General features: G+C 59.6%; 20 protein-coding genes, 2 tRNA genes and 1 pseudogene. 10 read left to right on the top strand and 13 right to left on the bottom strand.

Annotation, left to right across the window (positions count from 1 at the left end; genetic code table 11):
* Positions 1-104 precede the first annotated feature (104 nt).
* Positions 105-428 (top strand): annotated as a pseudogene (locus ACFFFR_RS04450) (AMP-binding enzyme); the annotation flags it as partial.
* On the opposite strand, the gene ACFFFR_RS04445 reads toward ACFFFR_RS04450, so the two are convergent.
* A complete protein-coding gene (locus ACFFFR_RS04445) occupies positions 425-1,345 on the bottom strand; it encodes a DNA-3-methyladenine glycosylase family protein (protein WP_377458323.1) in 921 nt (306 codons plus the stop codon). The pseudogene ACFFFR_RS04450 and the gene ACFFFR_RS04445 sit on opposite strands and share 4 nt — an antisense overlap.
* A gap of 60 nt (positions 1,346-1,405) precedes the next feature.
* Here ACFFFR_RS04445 and ACFFFR_RS04440 point away from each other — a divergent pair, with 60 nt between their 5' ends.
* The 5 genes from ACFFFR_RS04440 (at position 1,406) to ACFFFR_RS04420 (ending at position 6,729) form a co-directional block, all read left to right on the top strand.
* Positions 1,406-2,890, top strand: coding sequence for a cystathionine beta-synthase (locus ACFFFR_RS04440; protein ID WP_377458322.1), 1,485 nt, complete (start codon positions 1,406-1,408; stop codon positions 2,888-2,890).
* Between the two features lie 61 nt (positions 2,891-2,951).
* The gene (locus ACFFFR_RS04435; RefSeq protein ID WP_377458321.1) at positions 2,952-4,130 is read left to right on the top strand and encodes a cystathionine gamma-synthase; all 1,179 of its coding nucleotides are present in this window, start codon (positions 2,952-2,954) and stop codon (positions 4,128-4,130) included.
* A gap of 244 nt (positions 4,131-4,374) precedes the next feature.
* A complete protein-coding gene (locus tag ACFFFR_RS04430; RefSeq protein WP_377458324.1) occupies positions 4,375-6,177 on the top strand; it encodes a DEAD/DEAH box helicase in 1,803 nt (600 codons plus the stop codon).
* Between the two features lie 350 nt (positions 6,178-6,527).
* Positions 6,528-6,599 (top strand) — tRNA-Thr (locus ACFFFR_RS04425).
* 56 nt (positions 6,600-6,655) lie between these two features.
* Positions 6,656-6,729, top strand: a tRNA-Met gene (locus ACFFFR_RS04420).
* Between the two features lie 171 nt (positions 6,730-6,900).
* On the opposite strand, the gene ACFFFR_RS04415 is transcribed toward ACFFFR_RS04420, so the two are convergent.
* The 4 genes from ACFFFR_RS04415 to ACFFFR_RS04405 all read right to left on the bottom strand — a co-directional run bounded on the left by ACFFFR_RS04415 (position 6,901) and on the right by ACFFFR_RS04405 (position 10,132).
* Positions 6,901-7,509: a cysteine hydrolase family protein gene (locus ACFFFR_RS04415; protein WP_377458320.1), complete on the bottom strand. Its 609-nt coding sequence runs from the start codon at positions 7,507-7,509 to the stop codon at positions 6,901-6,903.
* A gap of 371 nt (positions 7,510-7,880) precedes the next feature.
* The gene (locus ACFFFR_RS11930) at positions 7,881-8,039 is read right to left on the bottom strand and encodes a DUF8730 family Cys-rich protein (protein WP_512700195.1); all 159 of its coding nucleotides are present in this window, start codon (positions 8,037-8,039) and stop codon (positions 7,881-7,883) included.
* Positions 8,040-8,087: 48 nt separating this feature from the next.
* The gene (locus ACFFFR_RS04410; RefSeq protein WP_377458319.1) at positions 8,088-8,384 is read right to left on the bottom strand and encodes a metal-sensitive transcriptional regulator; all 297 of its coding nucleotides are present in this window, start codon (positions 8,382-8,384) and stop codon (positions 8,088-8,090) included.
* 5 nt (positions 8,385-8,389) lie between these two features.
* Positions 8,390-10,132: an FAD-dependent oxidoreductase gene (locus ACFFFR_RS04405; protein ID WP_377458318.1), complete on the bottom strand. Its 1,743-nt coding sequence runs from the start codon at positions 10,130-10,132 to the stop codon at positions 8,390-8,392.
* A gap of 90 nt (positions 10,133-10,222) precedes the next feature.
* On the opposite strand from ACFFFR_RS04405, the gene ACFFFR_RS04400 reads away from it, so the two are divergent.
* Positions 10,223-10,471 (top strand): hypothetical protein, encoded by a 249-nt coding sequence (locus ACFFFR_RS04400; protein ID WP_377458317.1) that lies wholly within the window; start codon positions 10,223-10,225, stop codon positions 10,469-10,471.
* 8 nt (positions 10,472-10,479) lie between these two features.
* On the opposite strand, the gene ACFFFR_RS04395 is transcribed toward ACFFFR_RS04400, so the two are convergent.
* Positions 10,480-12,144, bottom strand: a complete 1,665-nt coding sequence (locus ACFFFR_RS04395) for a SulP family inorganic anion transporter (RefSeq protein ID WP_377458316.1) — start codon at positions 12,142-12,144, stop codon at positions 10,480-10,482.
* 69 nt (positions 12,145-12,213) lie between these two features.
* Between ACFFFR_RS04395 and ACFFFR_RS04390 the strand changes: the two genes are divergently transcribed.
* From ACFFFR_RS04390 to ACFFFR_RS04380, 3 genes are read left to right on the top strand one after another with little or no spacing between them, the layout of a single operon-like run.
* On the top strand, positions 12,214-12,666 hold the full coding sequence (locus ACFFFR_RS04390; protein ID WP_377458315.1) for an FAS1-like dehydratase domain-containing protein: 453 nt from the start codon (positions 12,214-12,216) through the stop codon (positions 12,664-12,666).
* A gap of 2 nt (positions 12,667-12,668) precedes the next feature.
* Positions 12,669-13,103 (top strand): MaoC/PaaZ C-terminal domain-containing protein, encoded by a 435-nt coding sequence (locus ACFFFR_RS04385; RefSeq protein ID WP_377458314.1) that lies wholly within the window; start codon positions 12,669-12,671, stop codon positions 13,101-13,103.
* A 49-nt stretch (positions 13,104-13,152) separates the two neighbouring features.
* On the top strand, positions 13,153-14,259 hold the full coding sequence (locus tag ACFFFR_RS04380; RefSeq protein ID WP_377458313.1) for a UDP-N-acetylmuramate dehydrogenase: 1,107 nt from the start codon (positions 13,153-13,155) through the stop codon (positions 14,257-14,259).
* 75 nt (positions 14,260-14,334) lie between these two features.
* Here ACFFFR_RS04380 and asd read toward each other — a convergent pair whose 3' ends face one another.
* From asd to ACFFFR_RS04345, 7 genes are all read right to left on the bottom strand, one after another.
* Positions 14,335-15,492 carry an aspartate-semialdehyde dehydrogenase gene (gene asd / locus ACFFFR_RS04375; protein WP_377458312.1) on the bottom strand — a complete coding sequence of 386 codons (1,158 nt, stop codon included), beginning with the start codon at positions 15,490-15,492 and terminating at the stop codon, positions 14,335-14,337.
* 20 nt (positions 15,493-15,512) lie between these two features.
* Entirely contained in the window at positions 15,513-15,725 is a 213-nt protein-coding gene (locus tag ACFFFR_RS04370; protein ID WP_377458311.1) for an NF038396 family protein, read from the bottom strand.
* Complete coding sequence (locus ACFFFR_RS04365; RefSeq protein WP_377458310.1) at positions 15,725-16,285, bottom strand: dihydrofolate reductase; 561 nt, start codon at positions 16,283-16,285, stop codon at positions 15,725-15,727. The genes ACFFFR_RS04370 and ACFFFR_RS04365 overlap by 1 nt, the downstream gene beginning before the upstream one ends.
* Positions 16,282-17,091: a thymidylate synthase gene (locus tag ACFFFR_RS04360; protein ID WP_377458309.1), complete on the bottom strand. Its 810-nt coding sequence runs from the start codon at positions 17,089-17,091 to the stop codon at positions 16,282-16,284. Before ACFFFR_RS04360 ends, ACFFFR_RS04365 begins: the two co-directional genes overlap by 4 nt.
* 5 nt (positions 17,092-17,096) lie before the next feature.
* On the bottom strand, positions 17,097-17,510 hold the full coding sequence (locus tag ACFFFR_RS04355) for a GNAT family N-acetyltransferase (RefSeq protein WP_377458308.1): 414 nt from the start codon (positions 17,508-17,510) through the stop codon (positions 17,097-17,099).
* A 63-nt stretch (positions 17,511-17,573) separates the two neighbouring features.
* Entirely contained in the window at positions 17,574-18,557 is a 984-nt protein-coding gene (locus ACFFFR_RS04350) for an NUDIX hydrolase (protein WP_377458307.1), read from the bottom strand.
* Positions 18,557-20,773 carry an RNA degradosome polyphosphate kinase gene (locus ACFFFR_RS04345; protein WP_377458306.1) on the bottom strand — a complete coding sequence of 739 codons (2,217 nt, stop codon included), beginning with the start codon at positions 20,771-20,773 and terminating at the stop codon, positions 18,557-18,559. The genes ACFFFR_RS04350 and ACFFFR_RS04345 overlap by 1 nt, the downstream gene beginning before the upstream one ends.
* Between the last annotated feature and the right edge of the window lie 33 nt (positions 20,774-20,806).

Genomic DNA, 20,806 nt, shown 5'->3' with positions numbered 1-20,806 from the left:
GCGGCACCGCTCTGGGCTTCCGCAACCTGCTGCACTACATCACCAGAGCACTCCTGGACACCGGCGGATTCAGAACCAAAATACACTCATTTTTACGATGAGCCATTAAAGACATGATCATCCGCGGCGGTGAGAACATCTCCCCGCGCGAGATCGAAGAATTCCTGTACACCCACCCGTCCATTCAAGACGTCCAAGTGATCGGCGTGCCGGACGAAAAATACGGTGAAGAACTCATGGCAGCCATCATCCTCAAAGATGGTGCCGGCGCCCTGAACGCTGAGGACATCCGGGAATTCTGCTTCGGCAAACTCGCACACTACAAGATCCCCAAGTACGTCCAGCTACGTGAATCCTTCCCCATGACGGTCTCCGGCAAGATCCGCAAGGTGGAGATGCGCGAAGAATACATCTCGCGCATCGACTAACGCGCCCGGTGATCCTCCGGGGTCAGTTTGGGGCCAAAACGACTGGGCCGGAAACTGCTGAGCCCGATCATCCGGACCACCCGGTGTCGTTGGCCCACCCACGGGGAGAGCACCTCAAGCATGCGCCGATCGTTGCCGCGAACACCGGTCAACGCTTCCACCACATGGTTCGCCAGGTGGTAGTCACCGACTGAGACCGAATCCGGGTCCGCATGCGTGCGCTGGAGCACCTCTGCTGCCGTCCACGGGCCCACACCCGGCAACGCGCGGATGCTGCGCCGCAACTGCGGCAAGTCTTGAACCGCGATCCGGTTGATGGTGGCCGCCTTCTGGGCCAACTGCAACACGATTCGGGAGCGTTGCCCATCCACTCTGGCCTGATGCCACTCCCACGAAGGCACATGAGCCCATTGCTGAGCCGTCAGCGGCAACTTCATGCCCGCCGGTGCAGGGCCAGGGGGTTTCTCACCGAACCGGCGAAGCAGGTAACGCCAAGCGTACCGAGCCTCCATATGCGTGACCTTTTGCTCCAACACCACGGTTGTGAGCTGATCGAACAACAGACCCGTCTGCGTCAACCTCAAACCCGGATGAGACCGCCGTGCCTGACGGAGAAAAACCGGCAGACTTTCCTGAAACCGTTGGTCGTCGAAATCGCTCCAGTCATCTTCAAACCCGATCATGGTCGGCAGATGCTCTTCCACGTAGTCGGCCCCGGGACCCCACGCCCACGCGTGCACCGTCCCCATCAGCCCGGCCTGCTGCCGGAGCCGGACCGTGGCACCCTCACCTGTCGGGGTGCGCACGCACCACCACAGACCATCCGCGTCCATACGCAGTGCCGGGTCCGCTGTACCGCGAGCCAGCACGCCCATGGTGGCGCGCAGACTATACGGGGTGGCGGGAGTGAACTGCATATCTACATTCTAGGAAACACGTTTTCATTCCGTGCTGCCACCTTCAGTAGAGTCAAACGTATGAAATACGCAGACTCGGTCCTAGATCTGATCGGCCACACCCCACTCGTTAAACTCAACAAAGTCACCGAGGGCATTGACGCCACCGTCTTGGTCAAACTTGAGTACCTGAATCCGGGTGGTTCCATCAAGGACCGGATCGCGTTGAAGATGATCGAACGGGCAGAAGCCGAAGGCAAACTTTCCCCTGGCGGAACAGTCGTTGAACCGACCTCCGGAAACACCGGTGTGGGACTGGCCATGGTCGCCCAGCAAAAGGGCTACAAGACCGTTTTCGTCACCCCGGATAAGGTCGGCCAGGAAAAACGTGATGTGCTGCGCGCCTACGGTGCGGACGTCGTCGTGGTCGCCTCCGCCGTGGCACCCGATTCCGAATACTCCTACTACGGTGTTTCGGACCGCCTCACCCGAGAAACCGAAGGGGCCTACAAACCGGACCAGTTCGCGAACCCCGCCGCACCAGATTCTCACTACGAGACCACCGGCCCGGAAATCTGGGCCGACACGGACGGCAAAATCACCCACTTCGTCGCCGGAGCGGGAACCGGCGGCACCATCACCGGCACCGGCCGATACCTCAAAGAAGTCTCGAAAGACCGTCCAGAAGGGCCCGTCAAAGTCGTCGTGTCCGACCCGGATGGCTCCGTTTACTCCGGCGGAACCGGCCGCCCATACTTTGTCGAAGGCGTCGGCGAAGACATGTGGCCGGGCAACTACGATCCGGCCGTGCCGGACGAAGTCCAGCCCGTCACAGACGCCGAAGCCTTTGAAATGACCCGCCGGCTCGCCCAAGAAGAAGGCTTACTCTTGGGCGGCTCATCCGGCATGGCCGTTGTCACCGCACTCAAGGTCGCCAAAGACCTACCCAAGGACGCCGTGGTGGTTGTGCTGGCACCAGACTCCGGCCGCGGCTACTTGGCAAAGATCTTCAACGACCAGTGGATGAATGCTCACGGCTTCCCAACCAGCGGTGGCAGCGCCGAAACCACGGCCTTCCCGCCAGCAGTAGGCGGTGCAACCACCGCGGCAGAGCCCACTGAAACTGCCAACCAGACCAAACAGATCCTGGGCACCACGACCGTGAAAGAACTGCTCGAGACCCGAGCAGCCGATAAAGCATCGACCACCCCGGCATTGCTGTATGTCTCCCCGGAATCGAGCCTGCAGACAGCCGCGCAGATCATGTTGCGCTACGGTGTGGACCAGCTGCCGGTCCTGGCAGAAACGGATGAAACACCCCGCGCGGGGGAGATCCGTGGCTCCATCACCAGTGAAGTCGTCACCGCAGCGCTTTTGACCCAAGCCGGTGGGGACGAGCCTGTCGCAGCGCACATTCAAGCCCCCTTGGTCACGGTCGGCGCCCACCAGCAGCTGGTCGATGTCTACACCACGATCGCCAACCAAGGCCCAGCCGTGGTGCTGGATGCCGGGGCTGTCGCGGGTGTCATCACAGCCCATGATCTGCTCGCCCTAGCCGGCAACTAGCGCACACACATTCGCTTCACGAAGATCATCTAATTCTCGAACCTGAAAAAGGAGCCCCACAGTGGCAGACACTTCTTCGGCGGACTACGCCAACTACGGTTTCAACACCAATGCCGTTCACGCCGGTCAAGCTTTCGAGCCGCTTACAGGCGCCGTTGTCCCACCGATTCACCTGTCCTCAACCTATGCACCCGACGGGATCGGTAACCTCCGCCAAGGCTACGAATACAGCCGCGGCGGAAACCCAACCCGGGACGCGCTGCAGACTCAGCTGGCAGCCGTGGAACGCGGCAAGCACGCCTACACGTTCGGCTCAGGTTTGGCGGCAGAGGACGCGATCATTCGCGGACTGTGCGCACCCGGGGACCACATCGTGCTCGGCAACGACGCCTATGGTGGCACCTACCGGCTGATCCACCGAATCCACGGCAAGTGGGGCATCACCCAGCAGGCCGTCGACATGTCAGACTTGGACGCCGTCGGCAAGGCGGTCACCGAGAACCAAACCAAAATCCTGTGGGTGGAAACCCCCTCAAACCCGCTGATGAAGATCTCGGACATCGCAGCGCTGGCGCAGATCGCTGGAGAAGGTGGAGCCGCCTTGGTCGTCGACAACACGTTCGCGACCCCGTACCTGCAGCTGCCACTCGAGCTGGGGGCACACATCGTGGTGCACTCGACCACCAAATACATCGGTGGGCATTCGGACGCGGTCGGCGGCGCAGTGATCTTGAATGATGACGCCATGGCAGAAGAAATCGCCTTCCAACAATTCGCGGTCGGTGGCGTCAACGGACCATGGGATGCGTACCTGACCACCCGTGGCCTGAAGACCTTGGGCGTGCGCATGGACAAGCACCAAGCCAACGCGGCCAAGATCGCCGAATTCCTCGTCCAGCATCCGAAAGTCACCGCCGTGCAATATCCAGGGCTGCCGGATCACCCGGGACACGAATTGGCCGCTAAACAAATGCGTGGATTCGGCGGTATGCTCTCCTTCCAAGTCGCTGGTGGGGAAGCTGCGGCACGGACTGTGGCCGAAAACACCTCCGTGTTTATCTTGGCCGAGTCTCTCGGCGGGATTGAGTCGCTGCTGAACTACCCATCTGAAATGACCCACGCGTCCGTCAAAGGCACTGATCTGGCGGTTCCGGTGGATTTGATCCGCCTCTCAGTCGGCATCGAAGAGGAAGAAGATCTGCTAGCTGACTTGGAGCAAGCGCTCGCAAAACTAGGCTAAAAATCCGGCTTTGTCCCCTGCAATCAAGGCCTGAACCGTCAACTGGTTCAGGCTTTGCGCGCCAGTGGCGTAAACTGGTTAACGGCCGAGTGTGAATCGGTCCGTTTTCCATTTTCACGCCACTGGCGTTTTTTAGGCTTATTTTCGCCCGGGACAAAGTACCGATGAGAGGGTGCAGCATCCCCGCGTACCGTGGCCACTACAGCGCCGCTTGAGAGAAAAGACTGCATTGAGCACTGATTCAATGACCCCTGTTCCGACGACCGAAGAAACGGATCAAATCCCGAACTTCACCGATCTTGGCCTCGACGGCCGGATCCTAACAGCCCTTGACGACTTGGGCTACGAAAAACCATCCCCTGTCCAAGCCGCGACCATCCCACACTTGCTGGAAGGCAAAGATGTCATGGGCTTGGCGCAAACCGGTACGGGTAAGACCGCAGCCTTCGCGCTGCCGGCACTGTCCACCATGGCTGCACTGTCCGATGTCAACGGCCCGGCCAAGACCCCGCAAACCCTCGTCTTAGCCCCCACCCGCGAATTGGCGCTACAGGTGGCCGAGGCCTTCACCTCCTACGCCAAGCACCTGCCTGAACTGAAGGTCCTGCCGGTCTACGGCGGCGCCCCCTACGGGCCGCAATTGGGTGGACTACGTCGCGGCGCGCAAATCGTGGTTGGTACCCCGGGCCGCGTGATCGATCACATCGAACGCGGATCCCTCGACCTTTCCGACCTGCAGCACATGATTCTGGACGAAGCAGATGAGATGCTGCGCATGGGCTTCGCGGAAGAAGTCGACAAGATCCTGGCCCAAACCCCGGAAGACAAGCAGATCGCACTGTTTTCCGCGACCATGCCGCCGGCCATCCGCCGGATCGGTCAGAAGTACCTGAACGATCCCATTGAAGTGAAGATCGCCGCCACGGCAACCACCGCGAAAAACATCCGGCAGCGCTTCATCCATGTGGTGCACGCACGAAAACTCGATGCGATGACCCGCGTCCTGGAAACCGAACAGCATGACGGTGTCATCACGTTCGTGCGCACCAAATCCGCCACCGAAGAAGTAGCACAGAAACTGGCTGCCCGCGGCTACCAGGCTGCCGCCATCAACGGTGATATCCCCCAGAAGCTGCGGGAAAAGACCGTGGAGGACCTGCGGGCTGGCCGGATCGACATCCTCGTTGCCACCGACGTGGCTGCTCGTGGTTTGGACGTGGAGCGTATCTCGCACGTCATCAACTACGACATCCCGCACGACACCGAATCGTACGTGCACCGGATCGGACGCACCGGACGTGCCGGCCGCACCGGCGACGCCATCCTGTTCGTCACCCCACGTGAGAAGCACATGCTGCGCCAGATCGAAAAGGCGACCAAGCAAGCTGTAGAACAGATGAACATCCCGACCGTGGGCGAGGTCAACCAGAACCGACTGCAGCGCTTTGGCGAACAAATCGGCAAAACCCTCCACTCCCAAGAACTGGAGACCTTCCGTGAGCTGGTCGTGGAGTATGAAAACACCCACGACGATGCCACCATGGAAGATATTGCCGCGGCCTTGGCCTTCATGGCACAGGGCGGTCGTCCACTGCTGTTGGACGAAGAAGAAATCACACCTCCAGCTGAACGCCGCAAGGACCGTGGCGAGCGAGGAGAACGCGGTGGCGAACGGGGCGGCAAGTTCCGTAAGGACCGTTCCATTCGCCCGGGTCAGAAGTTGTACCGTATCGCGCTGGGCCGCCGCGACCGACTCCGTGCCGGTTCAGTCGTTGGTGCGATCGCCAATGAAGCCGGTCTGTCGAAGGACGACATTGGAGATATCTCGATCCGTTCGGACTACACCCTGGTGGAACTGCCGGAACGGTTATCCTCTTCTCAGCTGAAAGCCCTGTCCACGACCGAAATCGCGGGCAAGCGCATCGACCTGCAAGAAGACCCCGGTCGGCGCCCACGCGGCGCCGGAGCCCCCGTGACAGGTATCGCGGGGAAGAACAAGAAACGTTTCGCTGACGGTCGCAAGAAGCGTCACCGCCACGGCTTCTAAGCACTCCAAAACGTTCGCAGAAGGCCTTCTCAGCTAGGACCCGCATGGGCCCAGCAGGGGAGGCCTTCTGCATACGTGCGGGTGCAGCATACACTGTGTGTGCGAAATCTCAATAACACCAAGTGAAGACGAGACAACACCATCCCGATCTGCCGGCAGAACTACCGTACGATCTGAACCGGTCTGAGAGAAGCGTCTCAGACGACGTGACTTCCTTGATATTCCAGGGGAAAACGCCCAATGGTGGCCTTGAAAAGCTCGTGGAACATCACCGGATTTTGGGCCCCTCAGGAGTGGGTGATCTGCCGATTTTGTTTCCATCAAAAACTTGTGTAAAGTTATTTCTCGTTGCCCCGATAGCTCAGTGGTAGAGCGCCATCTTGGTAAGATGGAGGTCCCGGGATCGATTCCCGGTCGGGGCTCTGAAATGAGGCCCGCGTAGCGCACGATTCGCGCGGCGCGGGCGTTCTCATTTCGTGGCGGTGTAGCTCAGCTGGTTAGAGCGCACGACTCATAATCGTGAGGTCGCGGGATCGAGTCCCGCCACCGCTACAGACATCAAGACCCTCAGCAACCGGAAGAATTAGCTTCCTGCCGCTGAGGGTCTTTTGCATTCACCCCCAACCAATTTTTACCCTCAGACAGGGGTGCAACTACAGGCTCCAGCAGTAAGGGCCCCAACCGCAGCTGCGGATGAGGCCCCTGTAACGCATGAAGATCGCTTTAAAACGCAGTCTTGAGGTCTTCCACCGAGATGGCTTGGGCGAAAAGCCCCATAGTGGCAATAGCTGCGTCGTGGGACACCTGGTCCGCCGCAGAAGAGGCATCCTCCAGCACGAAGGTCGAGTACCCTAGGTCGGCTGCCTGCCGGACGGCGCCTTCAACCGAAACGTTGGTGGCTATACCGCACACCACCACGTTGGTGATGCCTTCTGCATCGAGGGTCTGCTGCAGATTAGAGCCGGTGAATGGGCCCGGGCGTTTGTGTGTCACCACAAGGTCGTTGGAGCCCAGCTTAATGTCTTCGACGATCTCAGCCTCTGCCGTGCCGTCCTTCAGGCAGCCAGCTCCTTGAGCCATGGCCAGCAGCGGGATAGACGGGATCAGGTCGCTGTAGTCCGGTTTGAAGGCGATCCGCAGGGTAATCACGAGTCCTCCGGCTTGGCGGACCGCTTCCATAGCTTCTTTGGTGTGGGCCAAGACGTTGCGCTCACGCAGCTGAGGATTGAACATGGAGCCAAAAGCGGTACGTTCGGCGACAATGTCTGGTTGCAAATGCACGACCAGCAAGGCCGTCTTGGAACCGTCAAGGGTGAGCGGAGTTTCAGTCATGGCGGGCCATCTTTCTCTTGGATTACGGTGCTTCAAACTCCATCTCAGCCTGTCAGAAGCGCAACCGAAGGCAAGGGGCCGTGCCTCAGAGCAGCACATTGAGGGCTCTACCGTGCGTGGAAGCGAAAGTAATGACCGTGGTGGGAGCACCACCGAACATCCGCCGTAACGTAACAGCCTCCCCGACCCTACTGGCCGTAGGTTGGGAACGGTTATTGGTGTGGGGGCCGGAGTGCTCCCGCACCTGACGTGTTCGATCTTGCAAACACAGCAGGCAGGCCATCTTCCGCTTTGCAGCGGGCTTGAGCTGGGTTTTCGTACCCCGGGCCGTCAGTCGTTAGGGCTGGACTGTGAAACGGAGGAGGCGCTGATTAGGCGCGGCCGAAAATGCGGGACCAGAAACTTGGTTCGTTTTCATGGCCTTGGCAGCGGTTGTCACGGGGGATACCCCGCATGACTTGGTCCACGTGCTGGCCGCAGCCGGCCCAGGTCATCTTGCCACATTTACGGCATACAACGGAACGGCACATTGTTAGATACTTTCTCTAGTTTTCTGTGATGGTCGGCCTGGGCGCTGATCAGGCCAGCATCATAAAGAGTTTCTCTAGCTCTTCCTGGGTCGGCTTGTCCGGGTCATCCTCGAGGGTCGGATCCGCGAGGCAGTCCTTCATGGTCATGGAGATGATCGCAAATCCGGCCCGGTCCAAGGCCTTGGAGACGGCTGCCAGCTGGGTGATGACGCTCTTGCAGTTGGCGCCTTCTTCCACAGCGTTCACCATGGCGTTGAGCTGGCCCTGAGCACGGCGCAAACGGTTGATGATTTTTTTGCGCTCGGCGGCGGTTACTTCGTCTACATCAATGGTTACTTCACTCATGGGTCTTACTCCTGTTCAGTTATTGTCGGAACGGTGATCAAGGCGGTTTCGCGATCACCAAAATAGTCGGTAGCGGTGGTGAACCCACCGGAGAGGGAACGGGCGTCGGCACCGGCCTGGGTCAAGATTCGGGTGGCTAGGTAGGACCGAACACCGGAGGCGCAGTACACGTAGATCGTGTTGCCGTTGGTGGCCTCAAGGATGTCCTCAAGACGTTCTCGAATCTGGGTGTGCGGCACCAGCATGGCCCCGTAGAGATGTCCGGAGTTGTACTCGGCCTGGGAGCGGACGTCTAAGAGGAAGGGAGAGTCGGTGCCGCTGTCGATGTTAGCGGTGGTCTCTTCCAGCAAAGTCGGGTGCCAGAGCTTCAATTTCTCGGACATGACATTCTGCGCCACCATGCCCAAGAAGTTCACCGGATCCTTAGCCGAGCCATACGGTGGCGAATAACTGAAGTCCAGGTCAATGAGGTCAGTGACGGGCATCTTCGCTGCGATCGCGGTGGCGAGCACATCAATGCGTTTGTCGACACCGGACTCTCCGACCGCCTGCGCGCCGAGCAGCTGACCTTGCTGATCGATGTGTGCGACCAAGGAAATCCGTGAAGCGCCGGGGAAATAGCCGGCGTGATTCAGCGGTTGCAGATGCAGCGTCTGATAGTCGATCCCCGCTTCATCTAAGCTTGCTCGATTGGCCCCGGTCATAGCGGCCGTCAGCTTACCGACGCGAACGATGGCCGTTGCCTGTACTGTCGGAATGGGGCGAGCCTGTTCCGGGGTAAAAATATGATCGGCAATCAATCTGCCCGCACGGTTCGCTGGGCCGGCCAGAGGAACGGGACGCTTCAACCCGGTCACGGCATCAACGCTGAGGACAGCATCGCCTGCCGCGTAAACATCCGGCAGATTGGTGCGACCGTGCTCATCGACAATGATGGCCCCACGCTCCGTGGCCAGCCCGGAACTCGCAAACTGTTCGGTGGCAGGACGGACACCCACACTGGCGATAATCAGCTCGGCAGGTAGCTTGTCCCCGTTGGTCAGGTGCACCAAGTCGCAGGCTTCGCCAGGAACAATTTCTTCGGCGGCGACGCCAGTATGGACACGTACACCGATCCGTTCCAGTTCTTTCTTCAGCGGGTAGGCGAGCTCTGCCTCCAGCGGAGGGAGAACGTGATCGACCAACTCGACAAGGTGTACATCAATGCCACGTGCCGCTAGTGCTTCAGTGGCTTCTAAACCGATGAATCCTGCTCCCAGCACCACAGCTGTGCGCACGGGGTCGGCAGCCTCGTCACTGACCAGAGCATGAAGTTGTTGCGCATCCGGGACAGTCCGCAATTCGTGTACCCGGTCAGAGTCGAAGCCTGGCAGCGGCAAACGGATGGGATCGGCGCCGGGGGAGAGGATCAGTTTGTCGTATGGGACCGTGAAAGGCTCGGTTTCTGGGCCGGTGACCGGTTGTACGGTGACCGTCTTGTTCTCAGCGTCAATACCGGTGACTTCGTGGCCGGTGCGAACATCTAGATTCAGCGCAGCCCGCAAAGATTCCGGTGTGTGTAGAAGTAAGTCGTCTTCGAAGGTGATCACGCCACCGACATAGTAGGGTAGGCCACAGTTGGCGTAGGAGACGTAGTCGCCTCGTTCGAAAACAGTGATGTCAGCTTGTTCGTTGAGTCGACGGGCTCGGGCAGCAGCACTCATGCCGGCGGCCACGCCGCCCACAATCACCAGTTTCACTATCGCCATCCTTTGGGAAGAAAATCCAACCCTTTCATCATACCCCCGGGGGTATGTATGTGGCTAGTGGTTGTGACTTCCTGTGACAGAATAGGCACCATGATTGTGCTGTTAGATCCGTGGTCCGGTGGTTCTCGCCTGTACCGATTCGCCGTCATCGCCGGGATGGCGCTGGTGTTCCTAGGCATCGTGTTGGCAATCATCGGTGCCACCACACAAAATAGCAGCCTCATCACCACGGCATTGGTCGTGCTCGGTACCGGAATCGCAGCCCACAGCCTGTCTTTGTTGGAGCGAGTCCGCGTCGGACTGCGCCGGCGAGCAGAACGACAGCGCGGTCGTAAATAATCGTTTTGTTAGCGCAGTTCTTCGCGCTCGCGAGCTATGGAACGCGCTTTCGCGACCGCTGGCTCCAGCTCATCGAAGAGCAGCCCTTGCTTCGCTAGGGCGCTGAAGCCACCCACATTCTTGAACAGCCGCCAGTGCTGATCCTGCACACCTTTGACCAGCACGGTGACGTCATGGTTGTGCAATTCCTTGATGAGCTCCGCGAAAGCATTTGCCCCGGTGGCATCCAAGACTCGGATGCTCGATAACCGTAGGATCACCACGTTGATGTCCTTCAGCCCACCGATTTCTTGCAGGACGCGCTCAGCGGCACCGAAGAACATGGAGCCTTCGACCCGCATCAGGGCGATGTTTCGGTCTTCCGGTTCCGCAGCACCAGGGATCTCTTCACGCACCACTCCGGAGAGCTTGGCGACCTGCCACAGCGCGAAGAACGCAGCTGCGGCGATACCGATCTGGATGGCTTCGATCAGGTCGAAAACCACCGTGATGAGCGCCGTGACGGTAAAGACCACCGCGTCTGCACGGGTGGAGCGGAAGATCCGGAAAATGGTGTCAAGGTTGACCATGCGCACGGCGGTGACCATCAAGACACCGGCCAAAGCAGACAGCGGGATCTGGCCAACCCAGCCGGACGCGAGGTAGACCACGCCCAGCAACAACAGTGCGTGGATAATAGCCGAAGCCCGGGTGCGTGCCCCGGACCGAACATTCATAGCCGTCCGGGCGATGGCTCCGGTGGCAGGCATGCCGCCGAAGAAACCGGAGGCTACCGAAGCCAGCCCCTGACCGAACAGTTCTCGATCCGGGTGATAGGGGCCCGTGGTTTGCCCGGATGGACCGGGCATGGTCGAGGCGACTCGGGCAGAGAGCAGCGACTCGATGGCGGCCAACGCGGCAATAGCCAGGGCGGGGCCCGCCAGTGAGCTAATCAGATCCATGTTGACCTCCGGCATGACCGGGGCCGGAAGCTGGTTCGGCAACTCCCCGATACGGGGAACCTGGAGATTCAACAGGGTGGCGGCCACAGCGGCAACAATCACGGCCACCAGTGAAGCGGGAATGGCTGGATGAATCTTTGGCAACACCACCATCAGAACCGCAACACCCAGAACCATGGCGATCGACATGGCGGAGGTTCCGCTGAGGTTCTGCAAAGTATAAACGGCACCCTGTAAGGGGTTCGTGCCGGCGGGCAGGTCCACGGAAAAGGCGGAGGGGAACTGTTGTAGGAAAATGATGGTCGCGATGCCAAGGGTGAAGCCCTCAACCACTGGCCACGGGATGAACGCGACAGCCCGTCCCAATCCCGTCACGCCCAGCAGCACCACGATCACACCGGCCATGATGGAGAGTAAAGCGACTGAATTGACCCCGTGCACCGCAGCAACCAAGGGGGCCAAGATGACGGCCATAGCGCCGGTCGGACCGGAAACTTGAACGTTGGAACCACCAAAAATCGCGGCGACCAGGCCTGCGATGACCGCTGTGACAAGCCCGGCGGCGGGGCCGACTCCGGAGGACACCCCAAAAGCCAAGGCGAGGGGGAGCGCAACAATACCGACGGTCAGCCCGGCGGGAATGTCCACTTTCCAGCTTGTTTTGAGCTCGACATAATCTGCCTTGGCCGGTACCAAGCTTTTACCCGGAAAGATGTTTTGGATGCGCTTCACACCCATCATTGTAGATAGGCTTAGGCAAAGTAGAGACTTTAGGTGTTCAAAACCACGAAAGGTGAACGCATGAGCGTGAACACGGACATGGCGGGACGGGTTTATCCGCCGGCGCCCAGCTACCAGATCGGACGGGAAAAGATCCGCGAATTCGCGGCAGCCACCCAAGCCACCAATCCTGCCCACTTTGACGTGGAAGCGGCTCAAGCCTTGGGCCATGCCGACCTGCTTGCGCCACCGACCTTCGCGGTCATCATTGCCCAACAGGCTGAAGCTGCACTGGTGAAAGACCCGGAAGCTGGAATCGATTTTTCCCGGGTAGTCCACGCAGACGAACGTTTTACCTATCAGCGTCCACTCATCGCCGGAATGGAAGTCCAAGCAACATTGTCTGTGGAGCGGATCCGTGCCATGGGCACCGGCGCCATGGTGAGCACCAAGGTAACGCTACAAGACGTCAGCGACGATTCACTCGTTGCCGAAGTATTCTCGACCCTGCTTGTTCGTGGGGAGGATCAGTAACCATGACCGTAGATTTCGCAACGCTTGAAAAGGGCACGCAGATCGGTGGCAAGACGGTACAGCTGTCCCGGAACGATCTGGTCAAGTACGCCGGTGCCTCCGGAGACTTCAACCCAATCCACACCAACGAACGGTTCGCCACCGAAGTCGGCTTGCCCGGGGTAATTGCCCACGGCATGCTCACGATGGGTGCCGCGATCGACGTTGTCAGTGCCTGGTGCCAAGACCCGGCCCGCATCTTTGACTACCAAGTACGGTTTTCCAACCCGGTTCCGGTTCCTGACTCGGAGGCCAACCCGGATGAGCCGACCGTGTCACTGGAGATCACCGGTGTCATCGGTGCGGTCAAAGACGACCATGTTCGTGTCGACCTGACCGTGTTACTGGGGCAAACCAAAGTACTGGCCAAAGCCCAAGCCCTGGTCCGGACCGTTTAGAACATCCGCCTGCCGCCCACTCCCAGAAGAGAAGGACGCCCCACCACACGTGACATCACAGACCCCCTATCTGCTGGCAGAGCACACCACTACGCGCGTCGGCGGCCCCGCCGCAGAAGCCGTACTGTGCCGCACCCACGCCGAGATTGTTCAAGCCCTCCAACAGGCTGACGCAGCGGGTAAGAAAATCTTGCTCGTCGGCGGTGGCTCCAACCTGTTGGTTGCCGATGAACCGTTAGAACAAACCGTCATCCAATTAGCCAATACCGGCTACGACTTGGGAAGCGTTGGTCTGGACGGCTTCGAACTCACAGCCGAACCGCTGGAAGGTGAGCCAGATGGGGAGCGGGTCCTCGTCCGGGCCCAAGCCGGACAGAATTGGGATGACTTTGTGGCCGCAACCGTCGACGCTGGCCTCTCCGGGCTAGAAGCCCTCTCCGGGATCCCCGGAGCCGTCGGCGCCACCCCCGTCCAGAACGTCGGAGCGTACGGCGCGGAAGTCGCCCACACCTTGACCCGTGCCCACGTCTACGACCGGCAGGAGCGGCAGCAGCGGTGGCTGAGTAATGACGAGCTAGAGTTTTCCTACCGAGATTCATTGATCAAACGCACCACGGCCACACCTGGCAGCCCGCGATACGTGGTGTTGGAAGTCGAGTTCCAGCTAGTACGCGATCAGCTCTCCGCACCCATTCAGTACGCCGAACTTGCCAAGCATTTGGGTGTCAGCGTCGGAGAGAAGGCGCTCGCCACACACGTGCGGGCCATTGTCTTGGCGCTGCGCGCAGGCAAGGGCATGGTCTTGGCTGACAACGATCATGACACTTGGTCCACAGGCTCTTTCTTCACCAACCCGATAGTTGACGAACAAACGGCCGCGAGCCTGCCCCAAGATGCGCCACGTTTCCCAGCGAGCGAAGGCAAAGTCAAGTTGTCGGCAGGCTGGCTGATCCAGCATGCGGGCTTCGAAAAAGGTTTCAAGATCGGACCAAATGCCTCCCTGTCCACCAAGCACACCCTGGCGTTGACCAACCGAGGCGGCGCCAGCTGCGCCGAGCTGATCGCCTTGGCTAAGCATGTGCGCAACGGGGTACAAGAACATTTCGGCATCACCTTGGTGCCTGAGCCGCTCCTAATCGGGTGCAGCCTAGATTAGGATCCCCAAGGCTCTCAAAAAGAAGAACGCCGCCAGCTTCTTTCCGAAGCGGCGGCGTTCGTTGTTATGTCTGATTTAGAGGTTACCGGTGGCGATGCGCAGCATCCGGCGGATCGGCTCGGCAGCGCCCCAGAGCAGCTGGTCACCGATCGTGAAGGCGGAAATGTATTCCGGCCCCATAGCCAGTTTGCGGATCCGTCCGACCGGAATGTTCATGGTGCCGGTCACGGCGACAGGGGTCAGCTGTTCCATCGTGGCTTCCTTGGTGTTCGGCACCACGAAGCCCCAGGCGTTGTCCTCATCAATGATCTGCTCGATCTCATCGACCGGCACATCTTTCTTCAACTTCAGGGTCAGCGCCTGCGAGTGGCTGCGCAGCGCGCCCACGCGCACGCACAAGGAGTCGAAGGTGACCCGGTCGCGGGCGTCCACACCGGCTGGGGCGTGCTGGCCCAGACCCAAAACCTTGTTGGTTTCGGCGTCAGCTTTCCACTCTTCACGGCTCATGCCGTTACCCAAGTCAGAATCGATCCACGGGATCAGTGAGCCGGCAAGTGGCACACCGAACTGGGATGCATCCAGCGCTGGGTCCTGCTGGGTGGCCAGTACCTTGCGGTCGATCTCTAGGATCGCAGAGGCTGGATCAGCAAGCTCGGTGGCCACCGACTGATTCAGGGTGCCGAACTGGTTCAGCAGCTCGCGCATGTGGCGGGCGCCGCCACCGGAGGCAGCTTGGTAGGTCATGGCGGTGCCCCACTCAACAAGATCGTGGCGGAACAGGCCGCCAAGGCCCATGAGCATGCAGGACACGGTGCAGTTACCGCCCACAAAGTCGCGGACACCGGACTCTAGGGCAGCATCAATCACATTGCGGTTGATGGGATCCAGCACAATCACCGAGCTGTCTTCCATCCGCAGGGTGGAGGCAGCATCAATCCAGATACCGTCCCAGCCGCTGGAACGCAGCTTCGGGTACACGGCTTGGGTGTAGTCACCGCCCTGAGCGGTCAGAATGATGGGCAGCTTGGCAAGAGTCTCAATGTCGTAGGCGTCCTGAAGGGTGCCGGCGTCTTGGCCGGGCACGAACTCGGGGGCCTTGCCTCCAGCGTTGGAGGTGGAGAAAAAGACGGGGTTGTAAAGGTCAAAGTCGCCTTCTTCAACCATGCGGGCCATCAACACGGAGCCGACCATGCCACGCCAGCCGACTAAACCGACAGATGGTTTGTTTGCCATTGCTTACCTCAAATCTCGACTTACAGGTCTGCGGTATCTTCCTTGGCAAGGGCGCGGGCTTTCATAAAAGTGAAAAGGCCGGAAAAGACGAAAATCTGTGCCAACCCCAGCAGGAAAATGAGACCAGCCACTATTTTATCCTGTGTAATCATGATGAAACCCATGACGCCGGTAACTAGCGCTAAGATCGAGCAAATCCCGGCAATCATCATGAATAAAGATTGCTTGCTCATCAGCACGATTTTTCCCACCGTTCGATCCGGTATCTCAAACCGGTTCGGCTCTGCAGCCAGCCAGCATCGCTGTCGCGTTCAGCCTCCGGAGTCGTGCGGACTAACTTCCAGTTTTCGTCAAGCTCGGGCGCATAAGTATCACCGGTAATTTGCTCATCACGGATGATTGTGATTTTTGCCACATCTGCCTGGTCAATGGTTTGGGCATAGATATTGCCGCCACCGATCACCCAGATCTCCTCAGCACCAGGGGAGGCTTGGGCAACTCCAAAAGCTTCCTCAACACTGGTGACACCGTGGACCGTCGGTGCGTTCAAGGACTCGGCGAGTTCGTGGTCCCGAGTGACCACGATCGAGGTACGTCCGCTGAAGGGGCGGAATTGCTCTGGAATGGAGTCCCATGTAACCCGGCCCATGATGACGGGGTGACCCATGGTGGTTTCTCTGAAGAACTTCAGGTCCTCCGGCAAATGCCACGGCATGTCCCCGTGGGCCCCAATGACTCCGTTCAGGGTCTGGATCCAAATGAGCCCGACTCGTCCGGTTGGTTGCTCACTCATACTGCTACCTTGCCTGAAATGCCGGGGTGGTGTTGATAGTCATTGACGATGAAATCTTCGTAATTGTAGGAGAAGATATCCGCTGGTTTCCGCGCAATTTCTAGGGTCGGGTACGGGTAAGGATCCCGTGCCAGTTGGGTGCGGACCTGCTCTAAGTGGTTGTCATAGATGTGCACATCCCCGCCAGTCCAAATGAACTCGCCGGGCTCCAAGTCCAGCTGCTGGGCCATCATGTAGGTCAGCAAGGAATAGGAGGCAATGTTGAATGGAACGCCCAAGAACATGTCGGCGCTGCGCTGGTAAAGCTGGCAGGAAAGTTTGCCGTTCGCTACATAGAACTGGAAGAACATGTGGCACGGTGGCAGGGCCATGTTGGGCACTTCAGCCACGTTCCACGCGGACACCACGTGGCGGCGCGAGTCCGGGTTGGAGCTCAGCGAGTTCATGACGTTGGCGATCTGGTCAATGTGGCCACCGTCCGGGGTCGGCCAAGAACGCCATTGGGAACCATATACCGGGCCTAGGTCCCCGTTTTCGTCCGCCCATTCGTTCCAGATCCGGACCCCGTTGTCTTGCAGGTAGGCGATATTGGTGTCACCGCGCAAGAACCACAACAGTTCGACGGCCACGGATTTGAAGTGGACCCGTTTGGTGGTGATCAGTGGGAACGACTCGGCCAGGTCGTAGCGGATCTGTTTGCCGAACAGGGACCAGGTGCCGGTGCCGGTTCGGTCGCTCTTGGGGGTTCCGGTTTCCAGAACTTCGGCCAGTAAGTCTTCGTAGGGGGTTGGGACTGTAGTGGTCATTAGTGTTAGCTGTCGCTCCCGGCGTTGGGGGAGGAGACCACGAGGTCCTTGTACTCCGGGTACCGTTCCAAATAATCCAGCACGTAGGAGCACACTGGCAGGACTTTCCAGCCGCGGGAGCGGGCGGATTCCAGAACTAGGGTGACCATGGCCCGGGCGTAGCCACGACGACCAAACTTCTCATCAACCAAGGTGTGCTGGAAAACCATGACGTTGTCTTTGAGCTCGTAACCGGCGAACCCAATGAACTGGTCGTCCTGCCAGAGATCGAACCGTCCACGATCGGCGTCTTCGACGATCCGCAGGTTATCGTGAGCGATCTTGTTCAGCTTGCTCTTGTCGGCAGCATTCTTGCCGGCCTTAGGTGCAGGGGCCTGGTTCTCGGCTGGGAGGGAGATGTTCTCTTCGTTCGGGGCCATCTGGTCCACCACTTTCAGTTTGTTGAACAACCTTGGACATCATTGTAGCGAGTGGGTCTGGGACTAATCATCGAAACTGTCGTAGACCTCAATGGCGACGATCTTGCCGTCACGATCTGGGGCTTGGTGACACACGATCACGGCACCCGGTTTCAGGTAGGGGTCCCGGGCCGGTAATGCCCCAGCCAGCTCCGGCGCGTACTTCAAGTCCGTGGCCTTACTCAAGGACTCTAGGACCTGTGGCAGCACCGGGCGGTGGGTGCAGACGGCTGTGGAACGTACCTTGGCCAGCAGCTTGGTGATGGTGCTGGCAGCTTTGCCGGGGGACCGGGTGACTGCAACCTCGGTCAGTGACTTTTTGTGTCGTAATCGCAATCCGGTGGCACGAACGAATGGGGTGAGGGTCTCGATACACCGGGTCCATGGGGAGGACACTAGGTATTTAGGTGACCACGCTGAAAGCAGCTTGGCCACGGCAAGAGCCTGCCGGCGTCCGGTAGCAGCGAGGGGACGGTCGCCTTCTGCCCGCGTCCAAGTTGGCCGTGGCTTGGCCTTGGCATGCCGGACCACCACGAACGGGAGGGTGCGCAGCGCATTGTGACGGTGCGCGGCGATCAGATGGTCCAAAGGCACCTGGTCCCCGGGCATGGTCAGCAGTTTCCGGGCAGTCTTGACGTTCGCCCAACGGAAGTCGTCGACCTCACCACCATCGGGTTGGGGCCGCTGCCTGGTCACCTCTGCCGCCCAATACCAGACCTCTTTGCTCCGGTTCTTCACCTGGTACCGGGTAATCGGTAGCGGGATCCCCAACTGGATATCAAGGTTGATCTCTTCAGCGATCTCCCGAACCGCGCATTCGGGCATGGTCTCACCCGGGTCGAGTTTGCCTTTGGGCCACGACCAGTCGTCGTACTTGGGCCGGTGAATGAGCAGTACTTGCAGTTCACCCTCGTGGATTCGCCAGCATAGGGCGCCGGCTGCTTGGATGCGTGCGGTAGGTTCGGTTTCGGCCAGATCCCTGCCATACCGTTGTGCCGTCAACGCCATTAGCGCACCGCCCCCGGACGGTGTTGGGTGATGAGCCATGACTGGATGTCGGTGAGTGGGTTGCCATCCGCGTCAATATGGTTGCGGGTCCACTGGCCGTCCGAGTCTAGGTGCCAGCTCGCGGTGCTGTCGGCCAGATAGCGGTCGAAGAGCTCCACCAAGTAGGTGACGTCTTCTGGGCGGATGATCCGCACGAGGGCTTCTACGCGCCGATCCAAGTTGCGGTGCATCATATCGGCCGAACCGATATAGACGATGCGTTCGCCGGCATTGTGGAATACAAAGAGCCGGGAGTGTTCCAAAAACCGGCCTAGAACCGACCGGACCGTGATGTTTTCGCTCAGGCCTTCAACGCCCGGGCGTAGGGCGCAGATGCCGCGCACCACAATGTCGACTTTGACCCCGGCTTGGCTGGCCCGGTAGAGACCGTCGATGATCGTTTCATCCACGAGGGAGTTGACTTTGATCATGATGCGGGAGGGAATGCCCGCCTTGGCGTTGTGGATCTCGTGTTCGATTCGGTCCAACAGCCCGGAACGCAACGAGCGTGGTGCCACCAATAGGCGACGGTACGTGGAGCGGGGCGCGTACCCGGAGAGCTGGTTGAACAACCGAGAGATATCCTCGCCCACTTGCTCATCACAGGTCAGCAGCCCAACATCCTCGTAGAACCGGGCCGTGGACGGGTGATAGTTACCGGTGCCAATGTGGCAGTAGCGGCGCAGATGTTCGCCTTCTTGTCGGACCACCAGCGAGAGTTTGCAGTGGGTTTTCAGCCCCACGATTCCGTATACGACGTGCACGCCGGCCTGTTCGAGTTTGCGTGCCCAGGAGATGTTCGCTTCTTCGTCAAAGCGCGCCTTGATTTCTACCAGGGCTAACACCTGTTTGCCGGATTCGGCGGCCTCGATCAGCGCATCAACGATCGGGGAGTCCCCGGAGGTGCGGTACAGGGTCTGCTTGATGGCTTGGACCTGCGGGTCAGCAGCGGCCTGCTCCAAGAAGGCTTGGACACTGGTGGCAAACGAGTCGTAGGGGTGGTGCAGCAGAATGTCTTGGTTGCGCATGGCTTCAAAGACTTCGGCGGCACGGGCGGTGTCGGTGGCTTTCAGCCCACGCGAGGTGTGTGGCAGGTGCGGCGGGTAGTGCAGCTCTGGCCGGTCGATCGCGCTGATGGGGCCGAGCCCGCGCAGGTCAAGGGGTTCTGGCAGGACGAAGACTTCGTCTTCATCAACTTCTAGTTCACGAATCAGCAGTTCACGGATATGTGCCGGAGCAGATGTGGATACCTCGAGCCGGACAGGGGAACCGAAGCGTCGGCGCAACAGTTCCTTCTCCAGTGCCTGCAACAGGTTCTCCGCATCATCCTCTTCCACCTCAAGGTCCTCGTTGCGGGTGACGCGGAAGGTATGGTGCTCGATGATTTCCATGCCGGGGAAGAGCTCATCAAGGTGTTCGGCGATGACTTCTTCCAACGTGATGAAACGGGCTGCGGAGCCGGGGGTGGCGGCTGGGCGCTCGCCATCCAATGAGATCAGCCGGGGCAGCTGATCCGGGACTTTCACACGGGCGAACAGGGTCTGCCTGGTCAGCGGGTTGCGCACGAGCACAGCGAGGTTCAAGCTCAGACCGGAGATATACGGGAATGGGTGCGCTGGGTCCACCGCGAGCGGAGTCAGGATAGGGAAGACCCGGCGGACAAAGAAGTCCGTCAAGAAGGACCGATCCCGTTCGGTCAGATCCGCGTAGTGGACAAACTCGATGCCTTCTTCGGCCAAGGCAGGTCGAATCTGGTTGTGCAGAACGCGGGCGTGACGTTCTTGGAGCTGGTGCGCGGTGTGGTGGATCTGCTTCAACTGTTCCACCGGGGAAAGCCCGGCCGCAGAAGGGACCGCTAGGTCGGTGGCGATGCGCCGTTTGAGCCCGGCCACCCGCACCATGAAGAACTCGTCAAGGTTGGAGGCAAAGATCGACAGGAAGTTGACCCGTTCAAGCAGGTACAGCTCGGGGTCCTCAGCCAGTTCGAGCACCCGTGTGTTGAAGTCTAGCCACGAGATTTCTCGGTCCAGAAACCGTTCGCTGAGTTTGAAATCTCCCACCGGGTGTTTCACCGGTGCGGCTTCGGGCAGTTCAATCCGGTCTCGCTGTGAGCGAGCTTTAGTGTAGGTGCCGTCCCGGGGCGGAACTGAGTCCTTGACGAACTGCGGTCGATTCACGAAGATCCTTTCTTTTCCCCAACGATCTCTAGT

The sequence above is a fragment of the Micrococcoides hystricis genome (assembly GCF_042434215.1).
In the GTDB taxonomy this organism is placed as follows: Bacteria; Actinomycetota; Actinomycetes; order Actinomycetales; family Micrococcaceae; genus Micrococcoides; species Micrococcoides hystricis.
The sequence above is the reverse complement of the archived record's forward strand: the minus strand, read 5'-3'. Positions and strand labels throughout refer to the sequence as shown.